Consider the following 15707-nt stretch of genomic DNA (forward strand, 5'->3'; position numbering starts at 1 on the left):
GGCAGATTCGCGCAGGATTCCTCGTGTCCCGCGTTACTCAGGATACCGCTATGCTTGATTTGGCTTCGTGTACAGGACTATCACCTTCTGTGATGTAACTTTCCAGATACTTCCACTCACCATTTCAATACAATGTCGCGGTCCTACAACCCCGATGGCGTCTTGCGACGTCAACGGTTTGGGCTGTTCCCCGTTCGCTCGCCACTACTGGGGGAATCATTCATTTATTTTCTCTTCCTGCAGGTACTAAGATGTTTCAGTTCCCTGCGTTAGCTCTAACACTTAGGTGCTAGTAACCGTCCTTCAGACGGCTAGGTTGTCCCATTCGGAAATCCTCGGATCAGGGGTTATTTGCACCTACCCGAAGCTTATCGCAGCTTATCACGTCCTTCATCGCCTCCGTGAGCCTAGGCATCCGCCATACGCCCTTTCTTACTTTCTTTACGACTGTATTCTTGTTACTCGTTTCCGAATAACGAATAAGTAGCTCATACTTTCAGCTGTATTCTAACAAAGTGAAATCTCATCTTGCGATTTGATTTACTTTAGTCTGAACTAAAGTTCATTACTTACAGTTTTGCTTGTGTCAATATGTCAAAGATCTTTTAAAGGTAAAAGGGTAAAAAGGTAAAAAAGTAAAATACTTCATACCAGCCTTTTCCTTTGGAGTGGAGAATAACGGATTCGAACCGTTGACCCCCTGCTTGCAAAGCAGGTGCTCTAGCCAACTGAGCTAATCCCCCAAGTCGAGATATCAATTGAGAAGTAGTCCCAGGCAGATTTGAACTGCCGACCTCCACATTATCAGTGTGGCGCTCTAACCAACTGAGCTATAGGACTGTGTTGGTAAAGAGTAGCATCTCTGCCGAACATTCTCTATCTCTTATTTAATTAAACAGATGGTGCGTACAAGAAGAGAAGCGAACTTTTATCAGATTCCTATTTCTCCATAGGATAATCGTCTCTCCAGAAAGGAGGTGTTCCAGCCGCACCTTCCGGTACGGCTACCTTGTTACGACTTAGCCCCAATTACCAGTTTCGCCCTAGGCCGCTCCTTACGGTCACGGACTTCAGGCGCCCCCGGCTTTCATGGCTTGACGGGCGGTGTGTACAAGGCCCGGGAACGTATTCACCGCGCCATGGCTGATGCGCGATTACTAGCGAATCCAGCTTCGTGGGGTCGGGTTGCAGACCCCAGTCCGAACTGAGACAGGCTTTAAGGATTTGATCGCACTTACGTACAACCCTCTCTCTGTACCTGCCATTGTAACACGTGTGTAGCCCCGGACGTAAGGGCCGTGCTGATTTGACGTCATCCCCACCTTCCTCACACCTTACGGTGGCAGTGTCCCCAGAGTGCCCAGCTTAAACTGATGGCAACTAAGGAGAGGGGTTGCGCTCGTTATGGCACTTAAGCCGACACCTCACGGCACGAGCTGACGACAACCATGCAGCACCTTCACAGAGACCCCGAAGGGCGTCATTGTCTCCAAATCCTTCCTCTGCAATTCAAGCCCGGGTAAGGTTCCTCGCGTATCATCGAATTAAACCACATGTTCCTCCGCTTGTGCGGGCCCCCGTCAATTCCTTTGAGTTTCACCGTTGCCGGCGTACTCCCCAGGTGGGATGCTTAATGCTTTCGCTTGGCCGCTGACCTATTCAGGCCAACAGCGGGCATCCATCGTTTACCGTGCGGACTACCAGGGTATCTAATCCTGTTCGATACCCGCACTTTCGAGCTTCAGCGTCAGTTGCGCTCCCGTGAGCTGCCTTCGCAATCGGAGTTCTTCGTGATATCTAAGCATTTCACCGCTACACCACGAATTCCGCCCACGTTGTGCGTACTCAAGAAGACCAGTTCGCGCTGCAGTGCAGAGGTTGAGCCTCTACATTTCACAACACGCTTAATCTCCGGCCTACGCTCCCTTTAAACCCAATAAATCCGGATAACGCCCGGACCTTCCGTATTACCGCGGCTGCTGGCACGGAATTAGCCGGTCCTTATTCATAAGGTACATGCAAAAAGCCTCACGAGACTCACTTTATTCCCTTATAAAAGCAGTTTACAACCCATAGGGCCGTCGTCCTGCACGCTACTTGGCTGGTTCAGGCTCTCGCCCATTGACCAATATTCCTCACTGCTGCCTCCCGTAGGAGTTTGGACCGTGTCTCAGTTCCAATGTGGGGGACCTTCCTCTCAGAACCCCTACTGATCGTCGCCTTGGTGGGCCGTTACCCCGCCAACAAGCTAATCAGACGCATCCCCATCCATCACCGATAAATCTTTAATCCCATTCGGATGTCTTCGTGGGATATCATTGGGTATTAGTCTTACTTTCGCAAGGTTATCCCCAAGTGGTGGGCAGGTTGGATACGCGTTACTCACCCGTGCGCCGGTCGACGCCCATCAAAAGCAAGCTTTCGATGTCGTTTCCCCTCGACTTGCATGTGTTAAGCCTGTAGCTAGCGTTCATCCTGAGCCAGGATCAAACTCTCCATTGTAAAATATCATTTTTACTCTGCCTGTTCCGAAAAACAGGCGAAGTGTTTGTTGTCTGTACTTAGGACGAATATCCTTTTTCGTTTATTGAAGCTTAGTAAACCTGACTTGTCAATTTCTTGACGGTTCGTTTCTTTTACCCAGTCAACTTACTTATTTCTAAGAAGTTAACCGCTTCTTGTACTACTTGTCTGTTTATGTAAAATCTTTCAAAGAACTCTTTCTTTATCGCCTTGAGGAATGCTTGATTTCTCAAAAGCGAGTGCAAAAGTACAAACAATTTTCTTACCCTCCAAATAATTCAAGAAAAAAGTTTGTATTTTAACACAAATTTAACATATATTCATTAAAAACGAATACAAATAGGCTATTTTCGACATCTTATTCAAAACTATTCAGAATTTTATCGTGTGGGCACACAAAAGACTACAAACATATGATTATATCTTATTATAGTCTATTTTTACGCTTTTATGTTTTTACCAATCTCCATAAAAACGCAATCCTAACAGTACCCATTCTCAAAGGAACACCCCACTTTTATTTTTCCCTGCCCACGGAAAAATTATTGTCTGGGCAGGGAAAAATAAAAGTATGGGCAGATATATTATAATATATAATAATGTAATACGACATACCATTGCAAGATATATACAAACTTTTTACCGCCTGCTACATACGCTTGTCGTTTATCACATTTAGTACACTTGTTAAACAAGGCACAAGATTGTTTTATATATCATTACAAAATCTGATGATACAATGCAAGAATATCCTCCTTAGTAACTTCACGAGGATTACCCGGAGTACAAACATCAGTGATTGCCTGTTCTGCCAATGCAGGAATATCCGCTTCGGTAATGCCTAAATCTGTAAGATGCTGAGGAATACCAACAAGTCTGGACAATTTTTCAATAGCATCACAAGCAGCCTCTGCAGCTTCCTGATCAGTCATACCATTTTTATATACACCCACAACCTTAGCTATATCTACATATTTGGAAATACTTACCTCCATATTATAGCGCATAACTGTTGGCAAAAGAATAGCACAAGCTACTCCGTGAGGAACATCATGAAGAGCACTCATCGGGTGAGCCATACCATGATCTACACCCAAACCCACATTGGAAAAAGCCATACCAGCAATATACTGGGCAACAGCCATACCATTTCTTCCTTCAGGATTCTCTGGATCATTCACAGCTATTGGCAGATACTTATAAATCATCTCAATGGCTTTCAACTCAAACATATCACTCATTTCCCAAGCAGCCTTGGTTATCAATCCTTCAATAGCATGTGTCATTGCATCCATACCCGTAGCAGCAGTCAACCCCTTTGGCAAAGAGTACATCAATTCTGCATCAACAATAGCAACTGCTGGAATATCATTAGGATCTACGCACACCATCTTCTGCTGGCGCTTCTCGTCTATAATCACATAATTGATAGTTGTCTCAGCAGCCGTACCTGCAGTAGTAGGAAGAGCCACTATTGGCAAGCACTTATTTTTAGTAGGAGCCACACCTTCCAAAGAAACGATATCAGCAAACTCCGGATTGTTAACGACGATTCCAATACCCTTGGCAGTATCCATCGAACTACCACCACCAATCGCAACAATAAAATCTGCTTCTGCCTTTTTGCAAGCCTCAACACCCATCGTTACATTTGTAACAGTTGGATTTGGCTTGACATCATCAAAAACCTCGTATGCGATATTTGCATCATCCAGCACATCCAGCACCATTTTCGCAACTCCGAATTTCATCAATCCCTTATCCGTAACAACCAAAGCTTTTTTCCATCCGCGATTTGCAACTACAGTTGGGAGTTCTTTACGGGCACCTGGGCCAAAATAAGACACTTCATTAAGAATAAATCTGTTCACCATAATGTCATTGTTTAGTTCGTTTTTAATTATTATCTGTTGCTTCATCAAATCGCCTTCTACATTTACCCGACTCATCAATTGTATTTTGATCATTCATTAATTGTATTTATCGAGTCAAACGAACGAAAACGATTTACCGAACGCAAAATTAGTCTTTTCCATGAAATACTAAATGAGAAAAATGAGAAAACAACTTAAGAATTTGCTATAATTTATTTTTTATTCTTGCAGATTCTGATTTTTTATATTAACTTTGCACCAAGGATAAGTAGAACAATTAACAGAAATACATTCATATGAAAATCATAGTATCACCCGAAATAGAATCAGTATGCCCTTCTTTTGTTGGAGCATGCATAGAAGCTTCCGTTATAAATACACAATACTGCCAAGAACTCTGGGATGAAATCGAAGAACTGGGCAGAAGATACAAACAGGAATTGACAACAGAATCGCTCAAAGACATGAGTGGCATAGCTGCTACCCGTAAGGTATATCGTTCCTGTGGCAAGGACCCATCCCGCTATCGCCCTGCCTCAGAAGCATTAATCCGCCGCTTATTACAGGACAAGGAACTTTACCAAAGAGATACCCTTGTGGATCTCGTAAACTTAGCCAGCATAGCCTACGGTTACAGCATCGGCGGTTTTGACGCTGATAAATTTCAAGGAGATACCCTTACCTTAGGTGTGGGAAAAGCCGGCGAGCCTTATGAAGGTATAGGCAGAGGAACTATTAATATAGAGGGATTACCTGTATATAGAGACCAAATAGGAGGAGTTGGCACACCAACAAGCGATAATGAACGAACGAAGATGGAAATGAATACGACCCATCTTGTCGTGCTTATCAACGGATATGATGGAAACGAAGCTAATGTTCGCGCAAATGCCGAATACATCCAAACTTTACTCAAGAAATACTGCATGAGCGACGGAGGAACTTATTTCATCTACAAATAGGCAATCTCAGACAAATAGATAATCTCTGATTTCCAGACTATTCCAAAGAATACAAATTGAACCATCCCAAAACTGGCATTTTTCTTCAAAAACAAAAGCAATGAGGACATCCATGAAATTTTTCCTATTAAGTTGCCTCCTTATATATATAATAGGTATAGGCAGCACAGAGGCTAAACATCAGGAAGAACGTCCCAAAATAGGACTTGTCTTGGGTGGTGGCGGTGCAAAAGGCGCTGCCACAGTAGGAGCCTTGAAATATATTGAGAAATCCGGCATCCCAATAGACTATATAGCAGGAACCAGTATCGGGAGCATCATTGGCGGTCTCTATGCCTGCGGTTACAGAAGTGAAGAACTTGACAGTATGTTCAGATCTCAGGAATGGATGAATTTGCTGACAGACCGCAACATAGGAATCTGCGACAAACCCATTGTTAAGCGGGATGGCGTCACCTATCTGTTTGGATTCCCGATAGCCAGAAAGGGAAGCAAGCAGGTTGACAAATCCGTAGGAATGATACGGGGTGATAAAATTTTCAGCCTACTCGATTCCATGATAACAGCCAAGCTCACTATGACAAACAAGCAAAGTTTTCAATACGGAGATTCTATCCACCACCAAAATCGTATTTCCTTCGATAGTTTACCCATCCCTTTCCGATGCGTAGCTACCGACTATATCAACCGGCAGAAAGTGATACTCAAGAACGGCAATTTAGCAAGAAGCATGCGAGCCAGTATGGCAATACCAGGTGCCTTCAAAGCCATCGATATCAATGGAATTGAACTATTAGATGGCGGACTGGTGGATAATCTTCCCGTAGATGTGGTGCTTGATATGGGAGCTGATATTGTGATAGCCATTGACCTAACGGTTAAGAAACATGAAGACAGTAAAGCCTGGAAAAGAGAACGGAAAGCCAAAAAGTATGAAAATGCAGAGAAATTCATGGGGCAACTTCTCCATTGGATAACCCAGCGTCCTGACCTCAACCAATACCAAGAAAATCTTCGCCATGTCAACGTTTATATCAATCCAGATTTAAAAGGATTTTCAGCAGCCAGCTTCAGTGATAAAAAAGTAATAAAGATGATAGAAAAAGGAGAAGAAGCTGGAAAAAAGGCCATGAAAGATCTCTTGAAAATCAATAAGAAAATACAAAAGCAACACAAATAAAAAAGCGTCGCTGTTACCAAACATTTTGGTTACAGCAACGCTTTTCTGCTATATCTGACACAAAAACTCCAAAACTTATTTACGCAATATACACCCAATAGATACCAGCCAAAATTGCTAATACCAGTATGCCGACAATAGTCTTAACCAAACATGTTGCAACTTTCTTTACAATCAAGAAACCAACGACCAGCACAACCAAGGCAAAAATATAATATCCGAAATCATCCATTTTACTATTATAATTTATTTAAAAAGACTAAAATCGAGACTCATTACTTCACAAAAGCCATACTATATTTTTACTTAAAAACCTTACGGAACTCAGCAGGAATAGGAGTTTCAAACTCCATAGGCTGATGAGTTACAGGATGATAAAAACAGAGCACATATGCATGAAGACAAAGACGATGACAAGGATCATCTCCATTGCCATATTTTATATCCCCACAGACAGGATGTCCCATATCAGCAGTATGCACACGAATCTGATTTTTACGACCAGTCTCTAAGCGAAACTCTACCAATGAATAATCAGTCGAACGAGTGAGCGTATGAAAGTGAGTTACAGCATATTTTCCTCCATTATCGGTAGGACTGCTATATGTAATATAAGCTTTATTATCCTTGAGCCAATTAGCAATCGTTCCCTCATCTTCCTCCATCTCTCCAGAGACAACAGCTACATATCTACGGTCATAAACATTGTTGTGCCAATCATTCTCCAAAGCAAGTTCAGTCTGCTTATCCTTCGCATAAATCATCAGACCAGAAGTATCACGATCAAGGCGATGAACGACATGTGCCTGACAATTCTGACGTGACTTATGGAAATAGTCATCCAGAACAGCTTTCACATTCAGCGTAGAATGCCCAGCAGCCATACTCAAGATACCCACGTTTTTCTCAACAACGACAAGATACCTATCCTCGTAAACTATCTTAACAAATCGATTTTTAAACTTATCATTATTTTTCTTAGTTTTGCTGACTGAGATTTTCATACCAGGACGCAGCGCATAATCAAACTGCGTAATGATCTTACCATCCACTTTAATACCTCGTCCCTGGAGAGTCAACTTAATCTTGGTTTTACTCTCCCCTTTGATATTTTCAAGAAGCCATTCCAGAAGCGGAGCCGGTTTTCCGACTACATAGTGAGCATATTCGTTAGGAACGCCATAGCCTCCCCTTTGGTTGGCACTTTTCTGCCATTTATTGCTTTGATGCGCCATATTCTATTTCTATTATTTTCAATTTTCAAATGTTTTAAAATACAAAAGTACTTCTTTTTGACAACACCACCAAGCCTCTGTGACATTTTAACTAAAAATTAAGCAAGTTTTATCATCAAAGCATTGATATTCAAATATTTTTTCGTAACTTTGCAGCCAAAATTAAAAAAGAAAAGGTATTAATTAATAATGATCACAGTAACAAATCTTGCAATCCAATTCGGAAAAAGAGTTCTTTACAAGGATGTAAACCTCAAGTTCACTCATGGTAACATCTATGGTATTATCGGTGCCAACGGCGCAGGTAAATCAACTTTGCTCAAAGCCATCAGTGGCGATCTTGAGCCAAATAAGGGTAGTGTAGAAATGGGACCAGGCGAGCGTCTCTCTGTCTTGGAGCAGGACCACTTTAAATACGACGAATTTCGTGTAATGGACACCGTCTTGATGGGACACCAGCCTCTTTGGGAAAACATGAAGGAGCGTGAGCGCCTTTATGCTAAACCAGAAATGACAGAAGAAGACGGTAACAGAGCTGCAGACCTGGAGTTGAAGTTTGCAGAGATGAATGGTTGGGAGGCCGAAAGCAATGCAGCACAACTTCTTCAGAATCTTGGCGTAAAAGAGGAACAGCACAACAAGCTTGTTGGTGAACTCTCTAACACAGAGAAAGTGCGCGTCATGTTGGCAAAAGCTCTCTTTGGAAACCCAGACAACCTTCTCCTCGATGAGCCTACCAATGACCTCGACCTCGATACTGTAGAATGGTTGGAAGAATACTTAAGCAACATCGAGCAAACCGTATTGGTTGTATCTCACGACCGTCACTTCCTCGACTCAGTAAGTACCCAGACCGTGGATATCGACTTTGGAAAGGTAACCATGTTTGCCGGTAACTACTCTTTCTGGTATGAAAGTTCACAGTTGGCTCTCCGTCAGGCTCAAAACCAGAAGATGAAGGCTGAGGAGAAGAAAAAGCAGTTGGAAGAATTCATCCGCCGTTTCTCTGCCAATGTTGCAAAGAGCAAGCAGACTACCTCTCGTAAGAAGATGCTCGAGAAACTCAACGTTGAGGAAATCCGCCCATCAAGCCGTAAATATCCTGGCATTATCTTCCAGATGGACCGTGAACCAGGAAATCAGATTCTTGAGGTAGAAGGTTTGAAGGCATGCGACGAGGACGGAACTGTACTTTTCGATAACGTAAACTTCAATATCGAAAAGGGCGAAAAGGTAGTATTCCTCTCTCATAATCCAAAAGCGATGACCGCTCTCTTTGAAATCATCAATGGCAACAGAAAGGCTGATGGAGGTGAATACAAGTGGGGTGTTACCATCACAACAGCCTATCTCCCACTCGACAATACTGAGTTCTTTGAAAGCGATAAGAACCTGGTAGATTGGTTGAGCCAATATGGTCCGGGTAATGAGGTAGCCATGAAGGGCTACTTGGGTAGAATGCTCTTCAGCGGTGAGGAAGTACTGAAGAAAGTAAACGTACTCTCCGGTGGTGAAAAGATGAGATGTATGATTGCCCGTATGCAGTTGCAGAATGCCAACTGTCTGATTCTTGATACTCCAACCAACCACTTGGACTTGGAAAGTATCCAGGCTTTCAACAACAACTTGGTGGCATTCAAGGGCAATATTCTTTTTGCCAGCCATGACCACGAGTTCATCAACACCGTAGCAAACCGCATCATCGAGCTGACTCCATCTGGCACAATCGACAAACTCATGTCTTACGACGAGTATATCTACGACGAGGCTATCAAGGAGCAAAAAGCTAAGATGTACGGATTGCAGTAATCCTACTCATACAGGATTGAATATTGCAAAGACAAACGAGAAGTCTTATATACATACATATATAATAGGTGCCAGCCTTTTCAGGTTGGCACACTTTTTGTCATGAAGATTCTAAAAAAATCAAAAGTAAATTTACAACTATGTCTAAAGAAAGAGATATAAATATAGAAGACGGCAACGTCGAGGAGCAGGCTCACAACGAGCAAGTATCCAATGAGCAGGAACAAAACACCCATGCTGCAGACAACCAGTCTGACAAAAATGCGGGTGCAGAGAACGAATCTGACAGCGATGCTGACAAAAAGACAGAGGACAACAATGCTGCCGACAAAAAGGCAGAAGAAACAGAATTGGATCCACTTGAGAAAGCTCAAAAAGAAGTGGAAGACCTCAAGAAGCAATTGCTCTACAAGACTGCTGAGTTTGAAAACTATCGCAAACGCACTCTCAAAGAGAAAGCAGAACTGGTACTCAATGGCGGAGAAAAAACAATTTCAGCCATTTTGCCAGTACTCGATGATTTTGAGCGTGCCATTGCTGATAAGAGTGAAGATCCTAAGGTTATCAAAGAAGGTGTTCAGATGATTTTCAATAAATTCATCAAGACATTGGAAGGATTAGGCGTAAAGAAGATAGAGACTACAGACAAGGACTTTGACGTAGATTTCCATGAGGCCATCGCTATGGTTCCGGGAATGGGCGATGACAAGAAAGGTAAGGTTATCGACTGCGTACAGACAGGTTACACCCTCAACGACAAAGTAATCCGCCACGCAAAAGTAGCAGTAGGACAATAATCAATTGATATTCAGAACATTCAATCAGAAGTTAGCAAATGGCTAAGAGAGACTATTATGAGGTGCTGGGCGTCGATAAGTCAGCATCCGATGACGAGATCAAGAAGGCTTATCGAAAGATTGCCATCAAGTATCATCCTGATCGCAACCCCGGCAACAAAGAGGCTGAGGAGAAATTCAAGGAAGCAGCTGAGGCTTACGATGTTTTAAGAGATCCTCAGAAGCGCCAGCAATATGACCAGTTCGGATTCGACGGTCCACAAGGTGGATTCGGTGGATTTGGCGGAGGTGGCAACATGAATATGGATGACATCTTCTCCATGTTCGGAGACATTTTCGGAGGACACAGCGGCGGTTTCGGCGGATTTGGCGGAGGTTTTGGTGGCGGCGGTGCTCGCCAGCAATATCAGGGAAGCGATCTGCGCGTGAAAGTAAAACTCACTTTGCAGGAAATTGCCACAGGTGTTACCAAGAAATTCAAAATTCGCAAGGATGTTACTTGTGAGGAATGTCATGGTACAGGATGCGAAGGCGGTGCACAACCAGAAACATGCCATACATGTAATGGTACAGGATATACTATCAAGACCGTTCGCTCTATGTTCGGCATGATGCAGACTCAGGTTCCATGCCCAGACTGTCATGGAGAAGGTACCATCATCAAGAACAAGTGTAAGCATTGTGGCGGTGATGGTATCGTAAAAGGTGATGAAGTCGTAGAAATCAACATTCCTGCTGGTGTTGAAGACGGCATGTGTGTCAGTGTTCGCGGCAAAGGAAATGCAGGCAAGCATAATGGCATCAATGGTGACATTCAGGTTCTTATCCAGGAAGAAAAGAGCGACATCTTTGAGCGTAACGGTCAGGACCTGTATTACAATCTTGTTCTTGATTTCACTACTGCAACTCTTGGCGGAGAGGTAGAAGTACCAACTATTGATGGCAAGACTACCCTCAAGATTGAACCAGGAACCCAGCCAGGCAAGCAGATGCGCCTCAGAGGAAAAGGACTTCCTGCCGTACAGGGTTATGGTTACGGAAAGGGTGACATCATCGTCAACATCACCGTATTTGTACCAAAGACCCTTACCAAGGAGGAAAAAGCACTTGTCTTGAAATTTAAAGAATGCGAGAACTTCAAGGCTGATAGTGCCACCAAGAAGTCTCTCTTTGAAAGTTTCAAAAACCTCTTTAAATAAACGAGAATATATTGATAAAAATGAAAGGAGCAATCCTGTCTGGCAAAGGCAGGGTTGCTCCTTTATATATATAATAAGGTGTAATAAACGCAGAAAAGCAATGAATTATCAAGAAACCATAGAATATCTGTTCAACAGCACTCCTGTTTTTGAAAAGGTAGGTGCCAAGGCTTACAAGCCAGGTTTGCAAACCACCGAAACGCTTGACAAGCATTTCGGACATCCTCATCGCCAGTTCAAAAGCATTCATGTCGCAGGTACCAACGGCAAAGGTTCCTGCTCTCATACCCTTGCTGCCATTCTTCAATCAGAAGGATACAAAGTTGGACTCTTTACATCTCCACATCTGGTAGATTTTCGTGAACGTATCCGAGTAAACGGAGAATGCATCAGCGAACAATACATTATCGATTTCGTAGAAAAAGAACGCAGATTCTTCGAACCTCTACATCCATCATTCTTTGAATTGACCACCGCTCTGGCATTCAAGTACTTTGCCGAACAAAAGGTTGATATCGCCATTATCGAAGTAGGACTCGGTGGTCGCTTGGACTGCACCAACATTATCACCCCTATCCTATCTATCATCACTAATATCAGTAAGGATCATACCCAGTTCTTAGGCAACACTTTGGCTGACATCGCAGGCGAAAAAGCAGGCATCATCAAGCCAGGAGTACCAGTCATTATCGGAGAAGATCTGCCAGAAACACGTCCTGTTTTCCAGCAAAAGGCACAGAAAGAAAACTCTCCTATCATTTTCGCCCAAGATGAAAACCAGCAGGAAATCCAGAAAGCAGAACATATTAATGGAAAAATGGAATACACTACCCGTACATGGGGTAAGTTGACAGGAGAACTCTGCGGCGATTATCAGGCCAAGAATATGAACACCATCCTTAATGCCGTCAAGTATCTTACACTTGCCAAGAACAAAGGAACATCCATCAAATATGGAATTTCCCATGTAACAGAACTGACAGGATTGATGGGTAGATGGCAGAAGATACAAGACAAGCCTTTGGTAATCTGCGATACAGGTCATAATGTAGGCGGATGGCAATATCTGGCTCCTCAGATCAAGGCACAAGCATGCAGACAGCTTCGCATCGTTTTTGGCATGGTAGATGACAAAGATGTCACAACTGTGATGAAAATGCTTCCAAAGAACGCAATTTACTATTGGACACAAGCAACTACAAAAAGAGCCATAAAAGTGGAAAAAATCGCGGAATTAGGCACTTCGTTAGGACTCAACGGAAACGTGTATTCTTCTGTTAATAAAGCATTTAAAGCAGCACAGGCAGACGCTGCTGAAGATGATTTTATCTTCGTTGGAGGGTCAAGTTACATTGTAGCCGATTTCCTTTCATAAGTTATTTTTTGTTTTTTTAAATCAATAAATTGCTAAAATATTTGTAATAATCATTTTTTTTTAGTTACTTTGCAGTAGATAATAACTTAAACGATAAAGTAACTAAAAAATTAGGATATTATGAGCGAAAAAGTAGAAAACCTCTGTGGTCTGAAAAGAGAAGATTTTCAGACCACTGTAAATGGAAAGCAGACCGACCTCTTCATCTTGAAGAATAGTCAGGGCAATGAAGTTGCAGTAACAAACTACGGCGGTGCAATTGTGGCTATCATGATGCCAGACAAAGATGGCAATTATGCTAACCTCATCCAGGGTCATGACAACATCCAGGATGTTATCAATTCACCAGAGCCTTTCCTAAGCGTACTCATCGGTCGCTATGGAAACCGTATTTGTGACGGTAAGTTCACATTACACGGCAAAGAATACCAGTTGGCTTGCAACGATGGCAAGAATCACTTGCATGGCGGTCCTACCGGTTTCCACGCACACGTTTGGGATGCAACCCGCATGAGCGAGAATGCTGTCGTATTAAAATATACCAGCCCTTACGGAGAAGAAGGTTTTACAGGAGAAATGGACGTTTGGGTGGCTTACACCTTGACTGACGATAACGAGTTGGTTATCAAGTATCAGGCTACAACCAACAAGTTGACTATCGTGAACCTGACAAACCACGGTTTCTTCTCAATCCAAGGTATCGGCAACCCTACACCAACCATTGACAATATCATTTGTGAGGTGAATGCTGATTTCTATTTGCCTATCGATGAGACTTCTATTCCTACAGGTGAGATCTTGAAGGTGGAAGGCACTCCATTTGATTTCCGCAAACCGAAACCGATTGGTCAGGATATCAATGCAGACAATGAGCAAATCAAGAATGGTTCAGGATATGACCACAACTACGTACTCAACAAGAAGGAAGAAGGCGAGTTGAGTTTTGCTGCAAGAATCAAGGATCCTGTTAGCTGTCGTACAATGGAAGTTTATACTACCGAACCAGGTTTGCAGATGTATACAGGCAACTTCCTGGAGGGTATCAAGGGTCAGCATGGTGCAACATTCCCACGCAGAAGTGCAGTCTGCTTTGAGGCTCAACACTTCCCAGACTCACCAAACCGCTCATATTTCCCAAGTGTACGCTTGAAACCAGGCGAAACATACACACAGAAAACTATCTATAAGTTTGGTGTTGACAAATAAAAGAAACTTGTATGGTTCAGTCTTATCCTTAAGATAACCTTATTTATAAGATAGACCATACATTTAAACATAGGAGTGGCAGTTTTTGAACTGCCACTCCTTTCCAAGTCTATAAACAAAACATTTAAATATCAACTATTAAAGAAAAAATGGAAAACCAAAAACAAAATGGTAACATCATTGCCATTATCACGATGATGTTCCTCTATGCGATGATTTCATTCGTCACAAACTTAGCTGCTCCTATCGGAGTCATCTGGAAAAACGTATTTGCCGATAGCGGTAGCGCCAACATGATTGGTATGCTAGGTAATGCCATGAACTTCTTGGCTTACCTCTTCATGGGTATCCCTGCTGGTAAATTGTTGACTAAAATTGGTTACAAGAAAACAGCTCTTACTGGTATTGCTACTGGTTTTGTCGGCGTATTCATTCAGTTCCTCTCAGGTAAGTTTGGTGTCGATGTATCAGGCTTCTCTGTTTATCTCTTCGGTGCATTCATCTCAGGTTTTGCTGTATGTATTCTGAATACTGTAGTAAACCCTATGTTGAATCTTCTCGGTGGCGGTGGTAACCGCGGTAACCAGTTGAACCTCATTGGGGGTACACTGAATTCTTTATCTGGTACTTTAACTCCAATGCTCGTAGGTGCCCTTATCGGTACAGTAACAGCCAATACCCAGATGGTAGATGTCAACTTGGTACTTTACATCGCTCTCGCAGTATTTGCAGCTGCCTTTATATGCTTGCTCTTCATCCCTATCAAGGATCCTGAGATGGGTAAGACAACTGACAAGACTGTATTCGAGCATTCACCATGGGCATTCCGCCATTTCAACCTCGGCGTTATCGCCATCTTCGTATATGTAGGTGTTGAGGTAGGTATCCCAGGAACTTTGAATTTCTACATTTCAGACACAACTGCCAATGGTGGTGGCTTCATCAACGGCGCAGCCTTGGCAAACGCAGCAGCTATCGGTGGTTTCGTAGCAGGAACATACTGGTTGCTCATGTTGGTGGGCCGTTTGTGCTCCAGCTTCATTGCCAACAAGGTTTCAAGCCGTTCTATGATGATTGTCGCTAATGGTGCAGGTATGCTGTTCATTCTTTTGGCAGTACTTCTTGGCAAATCAACAACTGTAGATATGCCTGTATTTACAGGTTCTTCATTCCAGTTGGTAACAGTTCCTATCTCAGCCATGTTCTTGGTACTCTGCGGTCTTTGCACCTCTATCATGTGGCCAAGTATCTTCAACCTTGCTACAGAGGGTCTTGGCAAATATACAGCCCAGGCTTCAGGCATCTTCATGATGATGGTAGTAGGTGGTGGTTTGATGCCATTGGTACAGAACTTCATCGCCGATAATGCAGGTTACATGTTGAGCTACATCGTACCTCTCATTTCTATGGGTTACATGTTCTTCTATGCAATCGCTGGTTGCAAGAACATCAACAAGGACATTCCTGTAGAATAATCTTAGGAATACCCTCTATAATGGTTGGCTTTCCATGAGTACAACTCACGGAAAGCCATTTACTAAATAAAG

The 15707-nt window shown here is 42.9% G+C and carries 10 protein-coding genes, 2 tRNA genes and 2 rRNA genes (1 of these 14 cut by a window edge); 8 read left to right on the top strand and 6 right to left on the bottom strand.

All coding sequences use genetic code 11. The annotated features are described in order from the left end of the window. The 5 genes from KUA50_RS06155 to fucO all read right to left on the bottom strand — a co-directional run. Positions 1-442 (bottom strand): 23S ribosomal RNA (locus KUA50_RS06155) (it extends 2455 nt beyond the left edge of the window). 227 nt (positions 443-669) lie between these two features. Beyond that, positions 670-743 (bottom strand) — tRNA-Ala (locus KUA50_RS06160). Positions 744-766: 23 nt separating this feature from the next. Further along, positions 767-840, bottom strand: a tRNA-Ile gene (locus KUA50_RS06165). A 130-nt stretch (positions 841-970) separates the two neighbouring features. Next, a 16S ribosomal RNA gene (locus KUA50_RS06170) occupies positions 971-2502 on the bottom strand. The 16S and 23S rRNA genes sit together here with 2 tRNA genes alongside, the layout of an rRNA operon. A gap of 740 nt (positions 2503-3242) precedes the next feature. Then, positions 3243-4397 (bottom strand): lactaldehyde reductase, encoded by a 1155-nt coding sequence (gene fucO / locus KUA50_RS06175; RefSeq protein ID WP_218456618.1) that lies wholly within the window; start codon positions 4395-4397, stop codon positions 3243-3245. Between the two features lie 296 nt (positions 4398-4693). Here fucO and KUA50_RS06180 point away from each other — a divergent pair, with 296 nt between their 5' ends. Then, entirely contained in the window at positions 4694-5359 is a 666-nt protein-coding gene (locus KUA50_RS06180; protein ID WP_218456619.1) for a B3/4 domain-containing protein, read from the top strand. A gap of 112 nt (positions 5360-5471) precedes the next feature. Next, on the top strand, positions 5472-6539 hold the full coding sequence (locus KUA50_RS06185; RefSeq protein WP_218456620.1) for a patatin-like phospholipase family protein: 1068 nt from the start codon (positions 5472-5474) through the stop codon (positions 6537-6539). A gap of 302 nt (positions 6540-6841) precedes the next feature. Here the strand turns inward: KUA50_RS06185 and KUA50_RS06190 are convergent, their stop codons facing one another. Continuing rightward, a complete protein-coding gene (locus tag KUA50_RS06190; protein WP_022111255.1) occupies positions 6842-7774 on the bottom strand; it encodes an RluA family pseudouridine synthase in 933 nt (310 codons plus the stop codon). Positions 7775-7963: 189 nt separating this feature from the next. Between KUA50_RS06190 and KUA50_RS06195 the strand changes: the two genes are divergently transcribed. The 6 genes from KUA50_RS06195 (at position 7964) to KUA50_RS06220 (ending at position 15635) form a co-directional block, all read left to right on the top strand. Next, positions 7964-9583: an ABC-F family ATP-binding cassette domain-containing protein gene (locus KUA50_RS06195; protein WP_134843550.1), complete on the top strand. Its 1620-nt coding sequence runs from the start codon at positions 7964-7966 to the stop codon at positions 9581-9583. Positions 9584-9723: 140 nt separating this feature from the next. After that, positions 9724-10380, top strand: a complete 657-nt coding sequence (locus tag KUA50_RS06200) for a nucleotide exchange factor GrpE (RefSeq protein ID WP_118119116.1) — start codon at positions 9724-9726, stop codon at positions 10378-10380. Between the two features lie 38 nt (positions 10381-10418). Then, entirely contained in the window at positions 10419-11579 is a 1161-nt protein-coding gene (gene dnaJ / locus KUA50_RS06205; protein ID WP_218456621.1) for a molecular chaperone DnaJ, read from the top strand. 100 nt (positions 11580-11679) lie between these two features. Next, positions 11680-12954: a bifunctional folylpolyglutamate synthase/dihydrofolate synthase gene (locus KUA50_RS06210; RefSeq protein ID WP_218456622.1), complete on the top strand. Its 1275-nt coding sequence runs from the start codon at positions 11680-11682 to the stop codon at positions 12952-12954. 120 nt (positions 12955-13074) lie between these two features. Beyond that, on the top strand, positions 13075-14160 hold the full coding sequence (locus KUA50_RS06215) for an aldose epimerase family protein (RefSeq protein WP_218456623.1): 1086 nt from the start codon (positions 13075-13077) through the stop codon (positions 14158-14160). 149 nt (positions 14161-14309) lie between these two features. Then, complete coding sequence (locus tag KUA50_RS06220; RefSeq protein ID WP_218456624.1) at positions 14310-15635, top strand: MFS transporter; 1326 nt, start codon at positions 14310-14312, stop codon at positions 15633-15635. Positions 15636-15707: the final 72 nt, after the last annotated feature.

The sequence above is a fragment of the Segatella hominis genome (assembly GCF_019249725.2).
Lineage (GTDB): Bacteria > Bacteroidota > Bacteroidia > Bacteroidales > Bacteroidaceae > Prevotella.